The sequence below is a fragment of the Nakamurella antarctica genome, from assembly GCF_003860405.1.
In the GTDB taxonomy this organism is placed as follows: domain Bacteria; phylum Actinomycetota; class Actinomycetes; order Mycobacteriales; family Nakamurellaceae; genus Nakamurella; species Nakamurella antarctica.
Map to the genome: position 1 here is coordinate 3,358,359 of NZ_CP034170.1, position 19,597 is coordinate 3,377,955.

16 protein-coding genes are annotated in these 19,597 nt (G+C 61.9%); 7 read left to right on the forward strand and 9 right to left on the reverse strand.

All coding sequences use genetic code 11. The features are described 5' to 3' along the window. Positions 1-72 precede the first annotated feature (72 nt). The 4 genes from murJ (at position 73) to EH165_RS15155 (ending at position 6,529) form a co-directional block, all read left to right on the forward strand. The gene (murJ, locus tag EH165_RS15140; protein ID WP_164479275.1) at positions 73-3,717 is read left to right on the forward strand and encodes a murein biosynthesis integral membrane protein MurJ; all 3,645 of its coding nucleotides are present in this window, start codon (positions 73-75) and stop codon (positions 3,715-3,717) included. Between the two features lie 138 nt (positions 3,718-3,855). Further along, on the forward strand, positions 3,856-4,818 hold the full coding sequence (gene trxB / locus EH165_RS15145; RefSeq protein WP_206426011.1) for a thioredoxin-disulfide reductase: 963 nt from the start codon (positions 3,856-3,858) through the stop codon (positions 4,816-4,818). Between the two features lie 76 nt (positions 4,819-4,894). Further along, positions 4,895-5,215: a thioredoxin gene (gene trxA / locus EH165_RS15150; RefSeq protein ID WP_124800180.1), complete on the forward strand. Its 321-nt coding sequence runs from the start codon at positions 4,895-4,897 to the stop codon at positions 5,213-5,215. A gap of 162 nt (positions 5,216-5,377) precedes the next feature. Beyond that, positions 5,378-6,529 carry an N-acetylmuramoyl-L-alanine amidase gene (locus EH165_RS15155; RefSeq protein ID WP_124800181.1) on the forward strand — a complete coding sequence of 384 codons (1,152 nt, stop codon included), beginning with the start codon at positions 5,378-5,380 and terminating at the stop codon, positions 6,527-6,529. On the opposite strand, the gene EH165_RS15160 is transcribed toward EH165_RS15155, so the two are convergent. After that, positions 6,499-7,200 carry a GNAT family N-acetyltransferase gene (locus EH165_RS15160; protein WP_206426012.1) on the reverse strand — a complete coding sequence of 234 codons (702 nt, stop codon included), beginning with the start codon at positions 7,198-7,200 and terminating at the stop codon, positions 6,499-6,501. The genes EH165_RS15155 and EH165_RS15160 overlap by 31 nt on opposite strands. 196 nt (positions 7,201-7,396) lie before the next feature. On the opposite strand from EH165_RS15160, the gene EH165_RS15165 reads away from it, so the two are divergent. Next, the gene (locus tag EH165_RS15165) at positions 7,397-8,686 is read left to right on the forward strand and encodes an aminotransferase-like domain-containing protein (RefSeq protein WP_124800182.1); all 1,290 of its coding nucleotides are present in this window, start codon (positions 7,397-7,399) and stop codon (positions 8,684-8,686) included. A gap of 51 nt (positions 8,687-8,737) precedes the next feature. After that, complete coding sequence (locus EH165_RS15170) at positions 8,738-9,688, forward strand: D-alanine--D-alanine ligase family protein (RefSeq protein WP_124800183.1); 951 nt, start codon at positions 8,738-8,740, stop codon at positions 9,686-9,688. A 181-nt stretch (positions 9,689-9,869) separates the two neighbouring features. Here the strand turns inward: EH165_RS15170 and EH165_RS15175 are convergent, their stop codons facing one another. Both EH165_RS15175 and EH165_RS15180 read right to left on the reverse strand, forming a co-directional pair. Then, on the reverse strand, positions 9,870-10,883 hold the full coding sequence (locus EH165_RS15175; RefSeq protein WP_124800184.1) for a ParB/RepB/Spo0J family partition protein: 1,014 nt from the start codon (positions 10,881-10,883) through the stop codon (positions 9,870-9,872). Further along, positions 10,880-11,704, reverse strand: coding sequence for a ParA family protein (locus EH165_RS15180; RefSeq protein ID WP_124800185.1), 825 nt, complete (start codon positions 11,702-11,704; stop codon positions 10,880-10,882). Before EH165_RS15180 ends, EH165_RS15175 begins: the two co-directional genes overlap by 4 nt. A 1,892-nt stretch (positions 11,705-13,596) precedes the next feature. On the opposite strand from EH165_RS15180, the gene EH165_RS15185 reads away from it, so the two are divergent. Beyond that, positions 13,597-13,893, forward strand: a complete 297-nt coding sequence (locus tag EH165_RS15185) for a hypothetical protein (protein ID WP_124800186.1) — start codon at positions 13,597-13,599, stop codon at positions 13,891-13,893. A gap of 1,847 nt (positions 13,894-15,740) precedes the next feature. Here the strand turns inward: EH165_RS15185 and rsmG are convergent. The 6 genes from rsmG to rpmH are packed head-to-tail and all read right to left on the reverse strand — an operon-like array spanning position 15,741 to position 19,297. Next, positions 15,741-16,499 (reverse strand): 16S rRNA (guanine(527)-N(7))-methyltransferase RsmG, encoded by a 759-nt coding sequence (rsmG, locus tag EH165_RS15190; protein ID WP_124800187.1) that lies wholly within the window; start codon positions 16,497-16,499, stop codon positions 15,741-15,743. Next, positions 16,499-17,146 carry a Jag family protein gene (locus tag EH165_RS15195; RefSeq protein WP_124800188.1) on the reverse strand — a complete coding sequence of 216 codons (648 nt, stop codon included), beginning with the start codon at positions 17,144-17,146 and terminating at the stop codon, positions 16,499-16,501. The genes rsmG and EH165_RS15195 overlap by 1 nt, the downstream gene beginning before the upstream one ends. Before the next feature lie 29 nt (positions 17,147-17,175). Continuing rightward, positions 17,176-18,270 carry a membrane protein insertase YidC gene (gene yidC, locus EH165_RS15200; protein WP_206426013.1) on the reverse strand — a complete coding sequence of 365 codons (1,095 nt, stop codon included), beginning with the start codon at positions 18,268-18,270 and terminating at the stop codon, positions 17,176-17,178. Further along, complete coding sequence (gene yidD, locus EH165_RS15205; protein WP_124800189.1) at positions 18,267-18,746, reverse strand: membrane protein insertion efficiency factor YidD; 480 nt, start codon at positions 18,744-18,746, stop codon at positions 18,267-18,269. The genes yidC and yidD overlap by 4 nt, the downstream gene beginning before the upstream one ends. Continuing rightward, a complete protein-coding gene (gene rnpA, locus EH165_RS15210; RefSeq protein ID WP_124800190.1) occupies positions 18,743-19,138 on the reverse strand; it encodes a ribonuclease P protein component in 396 nt (131 codons plus the stop codon). The genes yidD and rnpA overlap by 4 nt, the downstream gene beginning before the upstream one ends. A 21-nt stretch (positions 19,139-19,159) precedes the next feature. Next, on the reverse strand, positions 19,160-19,297 hold the full coding sequence (gene rpmH / locus EH165_RS15215; protein ID WP_124800191.1) for a 50S ribosomal protein L34: 138 nt from the start codon (positions 19,295-19,297) through the stop codon (positions 19,160-19,162). Positions 19,298-19,597: the final 300 nt, after the last annotated feature.

Below are 19,597 nucleotides of genomic sequence, written 5' to 3' on the forward strand. Positions count from 1 at the left end.
CCACCCCCGCAACCACCAGTGCCACCGTCTCCAGAGCCACCATCTCCAGAGCCGCCAGTGCCGCACCAGGGCGTGCCCAGCAGCCGTCACTCCGAAGACGCCCCCACACTCATCATGGCGCCGGTGCCGCCTTCCTTCGGGTCGACCTTTTCGACCGACGGTCCCGCACCCTCTGAATACCTCGAAGTCGTGACGGCCGAAACGGGTCACATCCCGAAGATCACGGCGCCGGTCAAAGAAGATGCCCCCGAGCGCAGCGCGCGGCCTGCCGAGCACGTCCCGCCGGCCACGGACCCCCCCGCGAAGTTGGGTCAGTGGGAGCTGGCGGAACCGCAACCCGCCGCTGCGCAGATCCCCACCCAACAGACCCCCACCGGCAAAACCAGCGGGGTGGTCCGAACCGGGAGTCTGATTGCGATCGCGTCCATCGCCTCGCGCCTCACGGGGTTCCTGGCAAAGATCGTCATCGGTGGTGTGCTGCTCATCGGGGTCGTGAACGACTCGTACACCCTGGCGAACACGTTGCCCAATATCGTCTTCGAGTTGTTGATCGGCGGGGTGTTGACGTCGGTGGCAATTCCGCTGCTGACGCGGGCCCAACGCGGCGACGCCGATGGTGGCCAGGAATACACCCAACGCCTCGTGACACTGGCACTCGTGGGGCTGCTCAGCGCAACAGTGCTCGCTGTGGCGGCAGCTCCACTGCTGACAAAGCTCTACCTTTCCCCCGCGTCCAAAGCCGATGCGGTGCTGACAACGCATTTGGCGTACCTTCTGCTGCCACAGATTTTTTTCTACGGGATGGCGGCGCTGTTCGGCGCCATCCTCAACACGAAGGAGCGCTTCCTTGCGCCCGCGTGGGCGCCGGTTGCCAACAACGTTCTCGTCATCCTCGTCGCCACCCTGCTGTTTTTTGTGGACGGCCCCACAGAAGGCCTGGGCCTGAGCACCACCCAGTTCCTCCTGCTCGGAGTCGGCACCACCGCCGGGATTGTGCTGCAAGCCGTCATCATGCTGCCCTCGCTGCGCAAGTCCGGATTCCGGTTTAAATGGCGCATCGGCTGGGACAAGCGCATGGGGGAGGCCAGCGGGTTGGCTGGCTGGGCTGTTGCCTACGTCCTCGTCTCGCAGGTCGGCTACATCATCGCCACCAACATCGCCAGCACCGCCGAGGGCGGTATCACCACGTTCGCGTATGCATCGCTGCTGTTCCAGATGCCCTACGGCATCCTGGGGGTGTCGATCCTCACGGCGATCATGCCGCGGATGAGCCGGCACGCCGCCGCCGGCGAAATGGATTCGGTCAAGGCAGACGTTTCCTTGGCAAACAGGCTGTCCGCGGTGGCGTTGCTCCCAGTCTCCGCGGCGATCATCGCCATCGGCGGCGCCATTGGCGTCCTAGCTTTTGCGTGGAACCCCGACAACGCAGAAGCAGCGCTGCGAATTGGCGCGACCTGCGCCGGTCTTGCAGTCGGGCTCCTCCCGTTGGCTATGTCCCTCGTTCAGATGCGCGTGTTCTACGCCATGAAAGATGGCCGCACTCCCGTCATCATCAACGCGATCATGGTCGCGGTCCGGATTCCGTTGCTGTACCTGGCGACCACCGTGAATGAGGATCTGCTCCTGCCCGGCCTGGCGCTGGCCACGGCGATTTCTTACATCGTCGGCGCGGTGGTGGGCGAAATCTGGCTGCGCGCGCGGTTCGGCGTCATGGGGAGCAGGCGGGTACTCGTCACCATCACCAAAATGACGGTGGCGTCAGCCGTGGGCGGCGCCGCGGCATGGCTCATCGTGCGTCAGGTGTGGCGCGGTAGCCCCACCGGGGTAGTGGAGGCCCTGGGTCAGGTGGTGATCGGCGGAATCGTCGGACTGCTGGTGATCGGTGTCGCTGCGCTTGCCCTGCGAGTGGAAGAACTCGATCCCGTCACCCGCAAACTCCGCGCACTCCTGGGTCTGCGCGCGAGGAATTCCGAAAGCTCACAGATTCTCGCCGTGCCCGGTAGCGTGACCCCAGCAGTGAATTTTCAGCACGTCGTCCCCAGAAAGCAGGTGAGCGCCACCGTGAACGGCGACGGAATCACACCCGGGGTGCCCCCCGCCTCCGAGGCTTCGACGGTTGTCGCGGTGGACGGGCTGAGTGGCAGCGACAACTTCGTGATGCTCACCCCCGGCGCCATGGTGGGTGGCCGCTACCGGCTGGTCAACCTGATCGCCGTCGACGGTTCGAGCAACCGGTTCTGGCGCGCCAAAGACACCGTGCTCCCTCGGGACATGGCCATCACACTTCTCCCCGAGGGCCCTAACACCGCAGCAACGGTCGCTCGCACGCTGCGCGCTGGCCGGCTGCACCACATCGGCCTGCCACAGACGCTGGACTTGGGTACCGAATACGGCCAGTCCTACGTGGTCGGGCAATGGGTGGACGGCGCAACGCTGACGGACCTGCTTGCGGGTGGGCCACTCGAGGACGAAGTCGCCAGCTCGATCACCGCGAAGGTCGCCGACGCGGTCGCGGAGGCGCACCGCAACGGCATCTCGCTGGGCGCCGTGCACCCGTCGCTGGTTCGGGTCAACTTCGACGGCCAAGTGCGGTTGAGCCATGTCATCGCGCAATCTGGCGCAACCCCTGATCAAGATATCCGTGCAATAGGCGCTTTGCTCTACCTGATGCTGACGGGGACGTGGCCGCTGCCGCAGGCCGGCATGTCGCCGGCGTTGGCCGGCATGTCGCCGGCGTTGCCGCCGGCCCCGACGAGTGGCGGTCGTGAAGTTCCCGCCTCCGAGGTGCGCGCCGAGGCCGCCCCATCACTGACCGCGTTAGCCGAACGAACACTCCACCCGGAGGGGCCCAGCGGCGTTCGTTCGCCGGGCGCCATTGCTGCGTTGCTGCAGGTTTCGACCGCGACCGCGCTCGGCGTAGAAGCCGTCAATCAACCCGTGCGCCTAGCTACGCCCGTCTCCGCCTCGATACTCGCCGAGAGGCGCCTCCGTAATGAGCGGCGCGTCAAGCTGGCAGTTGCCGGCGTCATGTTGACGGCGTTGACGGCGTTGCTGTGCATCGTCATCGGGAGCGTCGTCAAACAGATCGTCAATGATGTTCAGGATCCGGTCGCTCTCGTCACCACCCAGCCGACGGTGCTGCCCAGTACGGAGGAGCCCACCTCTGCTGCCGCGGCGCCCGCGCCGGTGCCGACCGAAACGGCCGCTCCGACCGCCACGAGCGGCCCCGCACCTGCGCCGGCCGCCCCCACGCCGGTAGCCGTTCCTATTGTCAGTGGGCAGGTGTACGACCCGCAGGGTGATGGCAACAAGGACTACACCTCAAAGGTGGACCGCGTGTGGGACGGCGACCCGGCCACGTATTGGCAGACTTTCACCTACAAGCAGGCCTTCCCCAGCGCCTTCAAAACCGGCGTTGGCCTGATGTTGGAGTTGCAGGCACCGGCCAGCCCCACCCAAATCGTGGTGTCGACGATCACCCCCGGCATCAAGATCGAGATCATCGCCTCCGACGGCAACGTCAATGCGCCGCTCGACCCGACGAAGGTTCTCGCATCCTCCGATGTGGGCGACGCGCCCGCTGCCATCAACCTCGTCAACGCGCCGACGTCGAAGTTCATCATCGTCTTCGTAACAGGTCTGGTGAAGGAACAGGGTGGCAATCAATTTGAGGGCACACTGAGCGAAATAACGGTGCAGGCTCTGCCGGCGGCCTGATCACTGCACGAGCCGTGGCAGGGCGCGGCTGGGCGTTGGGTAAGCCCAGCCCTTGATTTTTAGCAGGAATGAATGTCAGCAGCCTGATGTTCCATCAACAGATGCCCGAAGATTCGGGCGCGCATGGAGGGGTGTTTCGTGTCGCAGGTACATGACGTCATCGTCATCGGTTCCGGTCCCGCGGGCTATACCGCAGCCACCTACCTGGCGAGAGCCGACTTGAAGCCTTTGGTCTTTGAAGGGTCCCAGTACGGAGGGGCGCTGATGACGACCACGGAGGTGGAGAACTTCCCCGGTTTTACCGACGGAATCCTCGGCCCGGATCTGATGGCCAAAATGCGCGAGCAGGCCGCACGGTTTGGCGCGGACCTGCGTCCCCAAGATGTTGAAACTGTTGACCTCACCGGACCCATCAAAACGGTGTCAGTAGATGGAACCGTGCACTTGGCGAAGGCTGTGGTGTTGGCCACGGGGAGTGCGGCTCGTTATTTAAACCTTCCGGACGAGCAGCGGCTCATCGGCCGCGGCGTCTCCTCCTGCGCCACCTGTGACGGCTTTTTCTTCCGCAACCACGACATCGCGGTGATCGGCGGTGGTGATTCCGCCATGGAAGAGGCGACCTTCCTCGCAAGGTTCGCACGCAGCGTCACCATTGTTCATCGTCGTGCGGATTTCCGGGCTAGCGCCATCATGTACGACCGGGCCAAGGCCAACGAGAAGATCCGCTGGGCTAAGAATAAGGCCGTCACGGGCGTCAACGGCGCCGACACCGTCGAGTCCCTGACGCTGACCGATACCGTGACGGGCGAGATAAGCACGCTGGTGGTGACGGCTATGTTTGTCGCCATCGGGCACGATCCGCGGTCGGAAATCATCCGTGGCCAAATCGACGTGGACGACGAAGGGTACGTGCTCGTCGAAGGCCGGTCCACGGCCACCAACCTGCCCGGCGTCTTTGCCGCCGGCGACTTAGTGGACCACACCTATCGGCAGGCTATTACAGCTGCTGGTTCCGGGTGCGCAGCGGCGCTGGACGCACAGCATTATCTGGCTCTGCACGGTAGCGCGGTGTCGGATCCGGAACCTGAACTCGTTTCCTAGGATCAGGTTTCGACCAAGAGTCAGCACTTTGCAGTTTCCATTCTAAAGTTTTAATCCCTGAGAAATGAGGACCACCATGGCCACCAAAGATGTAACCGACGCCAGCTTCGCTGACGACGTATTGATGTCGGATAAGCCCGTCATCGTCGATTTCTGGGCGACGTGGTGCGGACCGTGTCGCATGGTCTCCCCGATCCTCGAGGAGATCTCCGATGCGCACAGCGCCAAGATCAACGTCGTCAAGATCGACGTCGACGCAAACCCGCAGACCGCCCAGGATTACAAAATCCTGTCTCTGCCCACGATGATGGTTTTTCAGGGCGGCAAGCCCGTTAAGCAGGTCATCGGCGCAAAGCCGAAGGCCGCTCTGCTCGCCGAATTCGCCGAATATCTGTAAGCAATCAGGGTGACAGGCCCCTCAATCCGCGGCGCCTAGCCGCGGGGTGGGGGGTTTCTTCTGTCGTGACTACGGAAATGGTTCCGCGCGGCCTGAAAGCATTGCACAATGGATTGGTTGTGCCCCGCGTCCGGTGTGGGGCCCGCGCCGAAAGGGGAGTCGATGTTGCTGAGACGGGGAGACCACGGTCCGTCCGTTGCAGCAGTCCGCTCGATTCTGTCCTCGTTGGGCTATATCCCGGCCGACCTCACCACCCCTGACGCGGATGCCGTCTATACCGCCGACCTGTACGACGCGGTGCGGAGCTTTCAGCAAAACCGTGGATTAATCGTCGACGGAGTCGTCGGCTCTATGACGCTGGCTTCCTTGACCGACGCTCGCTACACCCTCGGCGACCGCACGCTTGCCTACGCCTTATCCGCGCAGATGACGGGCGACGATGTCATGGCGCTGCAGGAGCGGCTCGCGGAGCTGGGCTACGACACGGGACAAACGGACGGCGTCTTCGGCGCCAAAACAGACGAGGCGCTTCGCGAATACCAACGCAACCGCGGCCTGCCCGATGACGGCGTTTTTGGCCGCCAAACCCTCGAAGATCTGCGCCGCATGGGGCGCATGGTTACCGGGGGAAGACCCAACTTCCTTCGGGAGAAGGAAATCGCCCGCCAGCGCGGTCCAGGGCTACGCGGTAAACGGATCGTCATCGATCCCTCCCTGGGCGGCGACGATTATGGCTGGGTCGTCGACGGCGTGCGTGCCAGCGACCTCATCTTTGATATCGCGCACCGCCTAGAGGGCCGGATGGCGGCCACCGGCATGGAAACTTTCCTCACCCGCGGTGAGTCTGATAACCCCAGCCAGGCGCAGCGGGCGAATGTAGCGAACCGGATTGACGCCGACATCGTCCTGAGCTTGCATATTGATGGCTCGTCGTCGGCGCTCGGCCAGGGCCTGGCCACGTTCCATTTCGGTACGGACAGCGGCAGTAGCTCAACTCTGGGTGAGACCCTTGCCCAGCTGGTTCATCGCGAACTACTGGCCCGGACCAAAATGGTCGATTGCCGGGTGCACCACCGGCCCTGGGACCTCCTGCGGCTCACTCAGATGCCCGCGGTCCGCATCGAACTGGGATATCTCACCAATCCGGTTGATCGGGAGGCTCTGATACGCGAAGACTTCCGCGACACTGTCGCCGATGGCATCTTGGTCGCCGTAAAACGCTTGTACTTGGATGGCCGCGACGAACCGCACACCGGTACTTTCACGTTCAAGGACCTGCTGGCCTACGAACAATCCCGGACCGGACTCTCATAACCCCTGGGCGGAATCGCTGCGCGGTTTCCCACCAGAGCCGCCGAGGGGCGCGGCGAAGCTGGAATGGTGATCACCGAGAAGAGCTGTTCGATAGCTGCCTCAACATCGGCTTTCCACGAAATGGCTGAGTCCAGTTCCATGCGGAGCCGTGGGTATCGATGATGTGGCCGGATCTCGGTGAATCCCAAGCCGAGCGCGAACTCCGCCGGAATCAAACACGGCGGGATCGCGTCGTCACTTGCGTCAGTGGTCAAGTCCCCGGCGGTGTTGGCTAAGTCCCCGGCGGTGTTGGCTAAGTCCCCGGCGGTGTTGGCTAAGTCCCCGGCGTCGGGCCGGTAGCCGAACACTTCAATTGCCCGGACGCCGCGACCCGCCAGGTGTTTCGCGACCCCTTGGATCAAGTATCGGGCGTGCCCTTGACCGGCAAACTGCGGCAAGACCTTTGCCGTCATCAGCAGCACCGCATCAGAGCTCACCGGAGCTGTGGGGAAAGCCGTCGTAGTAGGAACCGCCGAGGGGGGCGCAAAGATGGCGAACCCGGCAACTTCATCGTCCACGGTGAGGAGTTGGCCACAGCTACCCCAGGTCAGCATCATTCCGGACAGCCACACTTCTTTTTCAAAATCCGCATGACCCGTCCCGGCGACCTTGCCTGAGTGCTGCGGTCCCACTTCCCAGCGAATGCATGAGCGGCATGGCGCCGGCAATCGGGAGATGGTGTCGAGCCCAAGCGCCACCAAAGCTCGTGCCACGGTACCCCTTGCCTGGATTGGACTGTTGGTGCGCTTGCGCCGCCCTGTCCAGGATAAGTGGTCTCCGCCGTAGACTGCGAATACTCCCTGAAAGCCAAGCAACGAGGAACGCGCCATGACCGGCAACAGCCTGGATCACCATCTGCAGCGATACGCCCAGCGCACGTCGAGCATGAAGGCGTCGGCGATCCGGGCATTGTTTTCGGTGGCGAACCGGCCCGAGGTCGTTTCACTCGCTGGCGGAATGCCCTTCCTGCAATCCCTTCCGCTCGAGGCATTGGCGGCAGACACCGCCGCAATGATCGCGGAACAGGGCCTCGTCGCCTTCCAGTACGGTTCCGGCCAAGGCATCCTTGAACTGCGGGAGCAGATCTGCGAGGTGATGGCTCTCGAGGGTATCCGAGCGCACCCGGATGATGTGGTGGTCACCGTGGGCTCCCAAATGGCTCTGGACCTGACAACTCGTATCTTTATTGACCCGGGTGACGTCATTCTTGCCGAAGCCCCCTCGTATGTAGGTGCGTTGACGACGTTTGCCTCCTACCAGGCTGATGTGGTGCATGTCGCATCTGACGAGAATGGTTTGGTACCAAGCGCTCTGGTGGTCGCAATCGAGGCGTGCCGCGCGGCTAAACGACGAATCAAAATGCTCTACGTGATACCGAACTACCACAATCCTGCTGGCACAACACTTTCCGCTGAGCGACGCCCGATTATTGCGCAGATCTGCCGGGACGCCGACATAACCTTGTTGGAGGATAATCCCTACGGACTTTTGGGTTTCGACGACACGGTGCACCGGGCCATCCGCGCCGACGACGCCGACAACGTGGTGTATCTCGGCTCGTTCTCGAAAACATTCGCGCCCGGCCTGCGCGTGGGGTGGGTCTTGGCCCCGCACGCGGTGCGGGAGAAGTTGGTGATGGCTAACGAGTCTGCGACCCTCAACCCGCCCGTGTTCAATCAGATGCTTATCTCGATGTATCTGGCCAAGTACGACTGGCAGAGTCAGATCAAGGCCTACCAAGTCACCTACGCCGAGCGGCGGGATGCGATGTTAGGTGCCTTGGAAACAATGATGCCCGCCGGCACCACGTGGACCGTGCCCACGGGTGGGTTCTACGTCTGGGTGACACTCCCCGAGGGCTTCGACACCGCGGCGATGTTGCCGCGGGCGGTCAGTGCCCGGGTTGCCTACGTGCCCGGGACCGCCTTCTACGCAGACGGTTTCGGCTCACGCCAGATGCGCTTGTCGTATTGTTTCCCCACGGCTGACCGCATTGTGGAAGGTGTTCGACGCTTAGCCGGTGTCGTCAATGGAGAGCTAGAGGTGATGAAGACATTCGGTTCCCATGCCTACCGCGCGGTATCCGGACCCCAGTCACCTTCTCCCGACACAGCGTGAACTGCTCTGTCGGATTCCCCTGCACCACAACAAGTTTCGGAGTGTGAATTGATGACGGATCGTCGAATCGTCGTGCTTGCTGGCGGCCTTACCCACGAACGCGAAGTGTCGCTGCGCTCTGGGTCGAGGGTCGCCGAAGCCCTTCGTCGCCAGGGTCACGAGGTACACGTCCGCGATGTCGGCGCGGAACTTCTGCCGTGGCTTCGCACCAACAAGCCAGACGCGGCCGTCATCACGTTGCACGGCGGTCGCGGCGAGAATGGCGCTGTACAAAGCGTTGTGGGGATGATGGGCATACCGTATCTCGGTACGCCGGCCAGCAACTGCCGATTGGCGTGGGATAAGGCAACCGCCAAAACCCTCATCGACCGCGCCGGGTACCACACCCCCTCGTGGATAACGTTGTCTCACGACACTTTTCGCGATCTGGGTGCCGCCGGGATGATCGAACTTGTGGTGGGCTCACTGGGCATCCCGCTAGTGGTTAAACCACACCAGGGCGGTTCGGCCCTCGGGGTGGGTGTGGTGCGGACACCGGAACAACTTCCCGAGGTGTTGGTAGGAGCATTTGCTTACGGCTCCGTTGTCATTGTCGAGCAGTACATCGCCGGCACCGAGATCGCGGTGTCAGTGGTTGATGGTGATGCTGGTCCCATCGCGTTGCCAGCCGTAGAGATCGAATACCCGGGAGACATCTTCGACTACGAGGCTCGGTACACCGCAGGACTCACGACCTACTACACACCAGCCAGGCTGTCCGAGGTTTCAGCGACAGCGGCTGCGGAGTTGGCGGTAGCGGCGCACATGACCTTGGGCCTTCGCGACCTGTCCAGGACCGATGCGATCGTCGACGCCGATGGCACCGTCCATTTTCTGGAAGTCAACGTCTCGCCCGGGTTGACCGAAACGTCAATGATGCCCATGGCCATTGCCGAAGCGGGGGAGGACCTCGGAGTTCTGTACTCCCGTTTAATCGAAACGGCTATACGTCGCTGCAAGTAGCCTCGTAGCGGTCCGAAGGCACCCTCAGTCGGCTCTCGTTCGCAGTAAAAGTCAGCCACGCGAGCCACCGCTGGCGGAATTTCTGACATCCGCTGCGGTGCAACAGATATCACCGGTCTCAAGCGGATTTTCAGGGTTTGTGTCACCGTGACATAACTCGCCTTGGTTCTCGGATACCGATCTATTCAGTCGTTTTTGGTTTGGCGGATCGGCGAGCAGATTTCGGCGCCATGATCGAGACGATGCGTTCGAGATCGTCCACTGTCGCGAACTCGACAACGATCCGGCCTTTTTTCCGGCCCAGTTCGACAAGGACTCGGGTGTCAAACGTGTCCGATAGGTTGGAGGCGAGTTCCTTGAGGGCGGGCATGATGAGCTTTTTCGGAGCCGGGCGCTTCGGGGGAGCCTTCCGCCCAGCCATCATCGTGACGGCTTCTTCCGTGCCGCGGACTGATAGTCCCTCCGCGACGATCCGGATTGCGAGCTCCTCTTGCGCTTCCGCTTCCTCCAAGGAAAGCAACGCTCGGGCATGACCCGCAGACAAAATACCTGCCGCCACTCTACGTTGTACCGGGACCGGTAGTTTCAGCAGGCGGATCGTATTCGAGATAACCGGCCTGCTCCGCCCGAGTTTAGTGGCCAACTCCTCGTGGGTGACGTTGAATTCTTCGAGTAACTGTTGGTACGCCGCAGCCTCTTCAAGCGGATTGAGATTCGCGCGGTGGATGTTTTCCAGCAGCGCGTCGCGCAGAAGGTCAGCGTCTTCGGTGCGCCGAACGATCGCAGGAATCACCTCGAGCCCAGCGCGCCCGGCCGCCCGCCATCGCCGCTCACCCATGATCAACTCGTAGCCGTCCTCGGCTTCTCGGACCACGATGGGCTGCAAGAGGCCGAATTCACGAATGGAATGTTCGAGTTCCGCGAGGGCTTCCTCGTCAAATATGGTCCGAGGGTTGACAGGGTTGGGGCGGATACTCCCGACAGGAATCTCCCGGTAATGGGGACCCTGCGGCGCATCGGCCCGCGCCTCGTTCCTCACCTCGTGCGGCTCTTCTGGCTGCTTGTCAGGTACCGCGGCTGGCTGCTCCGTCGCCCTGGAGGTGCCCCCGATAATGACGTCGTTGATGGGGCTGGCCGGACCGCTGGGGATAAGTGAGGCCAGGCCACGACCCAACCCTCCTCGGGACTTACTCATGCCTTTTGCTCCTTCGCGCCGCGGTGGGCGATTTCCTTTGCAGCATCCAGATAGCTGGTGGCACCCCGGGAACCCGGGTCGTACGTGATCACTGACTGGCCGTAGCTGGGGGCTTCGGACACCTTTACAGAGCGGGGGATAAGCGTCTTAAGAACGGTGTCGCCAAAATGCTTACGCACCTCGTCTGCGACGGCCTCAGCCAGTTTGGTACGGGCGTCGTACATCGTGAGCAGGATGGTGGAAACCGCGAGTGTCGGATTGAGGTGCTGCTTAATGCGCTCGATGTTGCCCAGTAGCTGTCCCAAACCTTCGAGCGCGTAATACTCGCACTGGATCGGGATCATGACTTCTGCGGCCGCCACCATGGCATTGATCGTGAGCAAGCCTAGCGACGGGGGGCAGTCGATGAGGACGTAGTCGAAGTCGCCGTCAATCGCTTCGATGGCGCCGCGCAACCGAAACTCACGCTCCGACATATTGACCAGTTCGATTTCTGCCCCAGCGAGGTCGATAGTCGCCGGCACGCAGCCCAAGCGGGGGGCATCGGGGCATGTCTGCACCGCCTCGGCAATGCTGATCTCTCCCAGAAGAACGTCGTAGATCGACGGGGTTCCTGCGATGCGAACAGCGCCCAGCGCCGTGCTGGTATTGCCCTGAGGATCGAGGTCGATCACGAGCACATTGAGCCCTGAAAGGGCCAGGGCGACTCCGATGTTTACTGTGGTGGTGGTCTTCCCAACGCCGCCCTTTTGGTTAGAGACGGTGATGACACGGCGCCTGCGCGGACGGGGCAGCGTGAGCTCGCCGCTGCGAACTTCCATGGCGCGTGCAGAGGCGCGACTCAGAGGCGTGTCTTCCAGACCGGCCGATGTTTCACGTGAAACAGCGGGTTGTGACTCCACAAATCCTCCAGGAGACTGCGGGTGGAAGCCGGATTGTTCTACGGCCCAGGAGCCGGGTGGGGCAGTTCGGACGGCCCACACGCGGCTTATTGAGACTACGTCACATCTGACAGCGGGACCAATGGTGCGCGGCTCGTGCTGCGATGCTGCCGAGAACTGTGCTGACCGGGAAAGCCTGGATCCGCCGCACCGGATCCTGGTCCACCAGGTTGGGTCCGCCAGGTTGGGTCCATCAGGTTGGGGCGACCGCGAAAGCTCTGGCCGGAGTTCGGGGGTCCGGCAACCTTTCTGGGCAGCGCCCGAGTGGTCGGAGTAACGCGTTGAACTGCAGGTGCAACAGGGAGCCGGCCGGAGCGTGAGGGGTGAGCCCGTGTCGTCTGCACTCCTTACCCAGCTGCGGCTCCTGGTCGGGCGCCCATGGTCCTACAGCAGGAGACTTGCGTGGATGCCTCGCCGCGAATCTAGCTGCGGCCTTCGGTGAGAATGTGCTGCAACAGTGAAAGTTTTGCGGTCCGGAACGCGCCCTTCCTGCGCTGATGGCACCTCCGCTCCAACCTCCAGAATTCGGGTCGGCCTGAGCGCTCGCAAAAGCAAGGATGGGGAGCGTTACTACAGTGCAAAGACGCTAATGGTGCAGGTTACCGACCGAGCGGGACGCCGGGTGCCCCTTGGCTACACGACGACCTCGAGAGCCGCCTCCCCTACACCTGAACTACGCGCAGACGCATGTCGTGCTGCCGGGGAAGTGGTCGACCAACAGGCGTGATTGATGTAGCAGCGGCGCCGCCCGTCGCTGTATGCGGCCACGAGGGAGGCCTCGCCCCCTTTGTCTTCCCGGCCCGAGGCCTGCCTGGCTCAAGCGCACGGAAAGCACGCGACCCGGTTCGCCGGTGTCACACGGCCCAGCCCGAGCGCTGGACGACGTTCCTCTGGACATCCTCTTGATGGACCGACTCTCGTCTGCAGTGCTTTTACCTACAGCGCTGGCAACGTAGCCCTTTCTTTCGTGTTTCACATGAAACATGGCGTTCGGGCAGCTCTCAGTCCCCGGCAAGAGCTTGACCAAAATCATTGGCGTGGTTATTCACGTGAGACCTCACATGTGTAGAGGATCGCTTCAACGACCGCCAACCATGCTCTGTTGGTCTAGGTTCATGTTTCACGTGAAACGCGACGTTTGTAGAGGGTCGCTTCACCCACCGGGGCCCGCCCCCTGTTGGCCCATGTTCATGTTTCACGTGAAACGTGACGTTTGTAGAGGGTCGCTTCACCCACCGGGGCCCGCCCCCTGTTGGCCCAAGTTCATGTTTCACGTGAAACGTGACGTTTGTAGAGGGTCGCTTCACCGACCGGCAACCAGGCTCTGTCGGTCTAGGTTCTTGTTCCACGTGAAACATGGCGCTCACGCGATCGTCTCCTCGTCTGGCGCTGGCCCCAAGCCCTATCATTTCGGGTGACACGAAGCACACACCTGACCCAGCTGACCGGCTACCGTTTCGCCACGTACATTCCCTCTGCTGGCGAGCCGAGTCGCTCGCGTCCGACCCTCACCGGACGTCCCCTGAGGACCAAGCAGGGCGCGGTCACTCAAGCGCCGCTCATTACAAAGGCTCCCCGCCAAGCCGGTGACGGGGATTTACGTCCGGACCTCGGTCAGGACAAGCAACCGCTAGGTATGGCGACACACCAACGCCTCAACGGCACTCCAACCTCGACAGGTCGCCTGACTGGGCGGTATTCGTACGATCTCACTACTCTAAGGCCATCAAGGCGCGCAGGGCTTAGCCGATCCAGCGTTGAACAGCGGGGCGATGGCTGACAAGCTCCTACCGTGCGGCCCCCACACGTACGTTGCTGCTGACCTGATTGCTCTGAACACCGCGCCTAGCGAGGACATCAAGGGGCGCAGTCAGCATCTGCAGGTAGCCCCCAGGGATGTCAGCTTGCCGCTAACAGCTCGGGGGCGTGGTGTGGGCCGGACACCTGGCACAGCAAGCTCACAGGACTCGGAGACGCCTGATAGCAACCTCTCAGACAACCGCCAGCACATCGCCAAAATTCTCATCGTGCCAGATGCGGTGTTTCACGTGAAACATAACCAGATCTAGGCTGGTGTGCCCGCGGGGGCGGGAGCACTGCCCTTGCTTGGCCCGTCGTTCACCCACGTCCTTGCTGCCCGCACAGTGTGCAGAATGGATGGTTAGTAAAACTCATTGCATCAAGCCGCCGAGCCCACCTCGCGTCCGATCGAGTGCCGAACCGTGGCCCTCCCTGCGAAACCGACGTTTCGCTGGCGACGTGAGAGATGACTGACCCTAATGCATTGGCGGGCCGCTGGGTCAGCCGGACGATAACCCACTGAGGTATCTACCCGAGGCGCACGCGTCTGCGGAAACGGCAAACCCTGGGCGAGGGCGCCGGGCCGTCACCACGTGCTGCATTATTCCTGTCCTAGACCAAGGCGCAACTCATGGACTGCGGTGCCTTGGTCGCCCGGTTGCGCTTGTGCGCCGCGTTGGCTGCCCGGCGCCTCGTGCGGTGCCGTGGCTGCCTATTGGCCCTTGGGCCTCCCCAAGTCGCCTAATAGCCCGTAATCGCAGCGTCGCTTGCCGACCAGCGTTGCGTCTCCATGAACAGCAGGTCGCCCGGGATCAGGAACACAACGGATCTGAGGCTGCGCGCGGCCGTAGGAATGGCGCCTATAGGCCAGACTGGTCGGGCTGGCGCTCGTGGTCCGGATGCCGATCCCCCCAGTCGGGTCAGGCACGGCCGACCGACCTCAGCATGTCGAGCCCGCGCCGGCCCAGCTCAGCATGTCGAGCCCGCGCCGACCCAGCTCAGCATGTCGAGCCCGCGCCGGCCCAGCTCGGCTGGTTCCGCAAAGCCCATCCCAGCATCGAGGTCCGCACGCCGTTATGCGAACTACCTATCCGCATCGATCAATACGATGGCCGTCGGGGGAGCGTCACCAGCGATTGACCAAGACCCGTTGCCTGCCGAGTCAAGGGGTTCTACAGCTCGCATGCAGACGCCTGCCCAATAGTCAAGAAGGCGCGACTCACAGTCGATGTTTCACGTGAAACACTCAACCACTCTCGGTGGCTGGGGGACAAAACAGCCGCCACTTGACGACCACCCCGCCAAGGCCACCACGAGCGCGGCCGCCCACATCATGCGATACGGGGGCAGCGTCCCACGACGTACGGTGGGCCAAACCCACCCGAAAGCATCCATCCGCTCTGTGGTGCAGGCCGTGTTAGCTAACCACCAGGGCTCGCCCAAGCCCAGCCATCTCGCCGAAGAGGCTGAGCGGTGGGGGAGGGCACAACCTGCGCTGGCCGGCAAGGTGTGCGCACTCCGGAGCCGAGCTATATCGAACACACTATTATTGGGCGTCACTACGAGCTGCGCAGCACTTACAAGGCAGAACAGCGCGGCAAAGAAAAAACTGAGACTCGAACTCCGGGTAATCCGCTTGTCCTAGCGTCATTCTCCATCCCGACCTAGAGCCGAAAGATGGTGGTGGCCGCTCCCGCGGGCGAGTGAGTTTTCCCACCCGAAGCAAATGACCCACGCACCGAAAGGCTTGACTACTGTGCGAATTCAGCCGCGATCCTCACGGGCATGATGCGCCGGGTACCGCGTGACACCGATGCACCGTACAGGGAAGAGGGTCGCGACTGGGTGAGCCGTTTACTCCGCATACCCGCCTCGCCGTTCTCACACCTCGCCCCCGTAAGCGCATGCCCCGCCGATGGGTAAAGAGACTGCGACCTCTAGCGCGACAGCTGACGAGAAGTCCAGACCATACTGCGCTTCCCCGGTGGCCCGAGCCCACCGCCATGCATGTCTCAGCGGGCTCGTAAGCACCAAAAAGTCTTGAAGGCGACCTACCCAGGACGATCACCCAGATAAGTCACGGTGACAAATAGACGACGGGGTGGTGGGGCTCAATTTACGAGCGGCGGGATCGTTTGGCGGCCTTACGTCGCTGCGCAACCTTGCCATGGTCGAGTACAGCCTGGTCCGCAGTCCCGCGAATGACGAAAGTGGTCTGCTCCAACAGGCCGGCGCCAATTTCTTCGGCACGTAGATCGGTCAGGCCAGCTTTTGCAGCCGCCGCCCCGTCGCGAGCAATTTCGTCCACGGCACTCGAGCCCTTCAGCGCAATAATCTCCCCGCCGTGCCGGGCCAACGGAACCGACCATCCCGCCAGTTTGGCCAGCGGCGCCACTGCGCGCGAGGTCACCACGTCTGCCCCACCAGCTTCTGAGATAGCTTGTTCCGCGCGCCCTCGGAAAACCCGCACATTGGTCAGGCCCAGTTCTTCGATGACCATGTCGAGAAACACCGTCCGGCGCTCCAATGGCTCGACAAGCACTACGTTGCAGTCAGGCCGGGCGATGGCAAGTGGTATTCCGGGGAGGCCCGCGCCGCTGCCGATATCGACCAGTCGCGCTTGGGGTGGCAGCAGTTGCCCTACTATGGCGCAGTTCAGCATATGCCGCGTCCAAATTCGGCCAGCTTCGCGCGGTCCGATTAGTCCTCGCACCACACCGTCACCGAGCAGCCAGTCAACGTACCGTCGGGCTACACCGATTTGGTCGCCAAAGATAGTGGCGGCCGCGTCTGGTTCAACCTCCGCAGTGGGCGTAACCTCAACTTCAGATTCCTCTTCGGCGCCAACTGAATCCAGCTCCGACCCATCTTTCATTAAGAAGCCAGACTGACAACGACCCGACGTCGGGGCTCTTCACCCTCGCTGGACGACACCACGCCTTCAACAAGACCAACCGCATCATGGACGATCTTGCGTTCGAACGGATTCATCGACGCGAGCTTGATCTCTTCACCGTCGGCTAAAACCTTTGCAGCTGTTTCCTGACCCAAAGCGGACAATTCCAGACGACGCTGGGCTCGGAAACCAGCGATGTCTAGCATTAACCGCGAGCGCACATCTGTTTCCTGAGCTGCTGCGAGCCGGGTCAATTCCTGTAAAGCGTCAAGGACGACACCACGGTCGCCCACTAGCTTGTCGAGGTCGTCCCCGCCGATAATCGAAACCACGGCGCGTTCACCCTCGACATCCAGATCGATATCGCCGTCGTAGTCCAAGATGTCCAGCAAACGCTCTAAGTAATCACCAGCAGCATCGCCCTCTTCGACCAGCAGTTCTCCGGTTGCTGCCTTGCGGCTACGGGGTGCGCGCTTTTCTACGGCATCCTCGGATGACCCTTCCACGGCACCCTCTGTCCCGCTATTCGAATCGTCACCGCGGCCAACGACAGCACTGTCGGCACCTTCGTGTACTTCGGGAGCGCCCACAACCACTTCGTCGGACGCACCAGTGTTCTCTGTCATGTCAATCCCTCTTCATCAAATTAAACCGATTACGGCTTGCGTGGCTTTTTCTTACCGCCGGCGGACTGGGGACGCGCTCCCGCGCTGGCATTTCCCCCAGCTGGCCGCTGCGACGTGGACCCGGCTGGCCGCTGCGACGTGGACCCGGCTGATCCTGCGGAATCGGAATGGGAAGGGGTGTGGGGATCCTTCGACAGCGACACCGACCCGTCAATTTTGCTAGGCCTGACCACGGGCTTTCTGGGGTCTATCGGCCGCGCTCCTGGTCTCGGCTTGCTGAACGCCGCTGCCTGTTTTTCCTCTTCCACTACCTGCAGGAGTTCATTCTTCTGTCGGTCCTGGATCCGATGAGCAAAATACAGCTGCCCGAAGGTCCATGAGTTATTCGACAGCCAGTAAATGAGAATTGCAAGTGGGAAAAACGGACCACCAAGGATCACGAATAGCGGAAAAACGTACAGCATCAGTTTGTTCATGATGGCCGTCTGAGGAGCGCCAGCGGCGGCTTCACTTTGACGGGCCACGCTACGCCGGGAGGTGAGGTGGGTGGCGATGCCGGCCAGAATAGTCAGCGGGATACCGACCGCGACGATGGTCGGCCGGTCGGCTCCCAGCTTCAGCAGGTCCGCATTGGGCATTGTCATAAACGATGACAGCGGAGCACCGTTGAAAAGCTTGGCGTCAACAAACGAAATGACTTCGGCCTTGGAGAAGAAATAGTTGCCGTTGGCGGCGGGGTTGAAAGTTCGCAGCACGTGGAAGAGCCCGATGAACACTGGGGCTTGGATCAGCGCCGGCAGACAACCGCCGATGGGGTTGACACCCGCCTCTTTGTTGAGCTTCATAATCTCTTCGGACATCCGCTGTTTGTCGTCCTTGTACTTCTCGCGGATCTTCTTCATCTGCGGTTGAAGCTCTTGCATCCGCAGCGACGAGTTCATTTGCTTCATGAACGGCTTAAACAAGACCGCGCGAAGGGTGAAGACGAGGAATATCACCGACAGCACCCACGCCCACGGGTTGTTGGATCCCAACACGGCGCCGAACACCTTGTGCCACAGCCACATCAACCCCGATACGGGGAAATAGATATAGTCGAGCGACCAAAAATCGAACGTTTTCACGCGTTGCCTCTTCCAATTACCTTCGTCGAGGCAACCAGGCCAAGACTGCTGCTGTGCTGATCTGTGGATAAATCGTCTGAACCAGAATTCGACCGGATGTTCTCACCGCGTACATCCGAACTTAACGAATCGGAGCTGCGAGCACCTGATCCGAGCAAGCCACGGGTAGGGGAGTTAACATCTGACGATCCGCTTGCTGTGGTGTCAACGCCTGAGGCGTCGCCTTTTCTCCCAGGTTCTTCGATATGACCGGATCCTTGCGGAACGGGGTCATAACCGCCAGCGTTCCACGGATGACACCTTCCAATGCGCCGCACTCCCAACCACAGACCTTTCCCGGGACCGTGCTCAGTGATGGCACCGACCATGTATGCGGAGCAACTGGGGGTGAAGCGGCAGTTCGGCGGAAGAGCGGGCGAGATAAAGCGTTGGTAGACCTTAATCGGGGCGACCAGCGCTTTGGCGAACCAGTTCATCCGCGCTTGTCCTTTCGGGCGCGAGCAGCGTGTGTTGACCGCGGGGACCCAGCGACCTTCGAGAGCGCCCGAGAGATACTGGAAACTAAATCGCTCCTCAACTCAGCGCTGGTAGCGGAAATGGAGGCAGGGAGAGCACGAACGACGACATCGGTTCCCGGCGCCAAGTCCAGCAGTAAGGGACGAATCTGGTGGCGCAGTTTTCGAGTCACACCGTGCCGTACTACCGAGTTCCCTACTTTCGACGAAACGACGAAACCGGCCCGCGGCACTCCATCCCTGCCAGACCTCTGCAGGTGGACTGCCACGTGCCGGGAGCCGACACGAACGCCGGACCTCATGACGGCACTGAACTCGGCCGCTGTGTGGAGGCGGGACTCGGTCGGTAACACGTCAGTGCCCGGGGGCGCGAATTAAGCGGAGATAGCCTTGCGACCCTTGGCCCGACGTGCAGCCAGGATCACGCGGCCCGCGCGGGTGTGCATCCGCAGCCGGAAGCCGTGGGTCTTGGACCGGCGGCGGTTGTTCGGCTGGAAGGTGCGCTTGCTCACGGTATTTCTCCAAAGGTAGTTCTTCTGAATAGCTGACGAGGAAAGCTGTCGCTACCGGTATCTCATGGTAGGCAGCACGCAGTGGCTCGGCCGAAACCAAGCACTTGTCGAGATTACGGACTCTGGAGCGGCTGGTCAACCTGGGTAACAGACTCCCCATCCCGAAGGGCGGACCTTCTCTTGCCCGGAAAGGACTAAATCCCTCAATCCGAGGGCATATGGGCCCCAACACGCTGTCTGCGGTGCTTGTTATTCGACGACTGATCTGAGTGGGGACTTGTGGAGAGACCCTCCAACTTG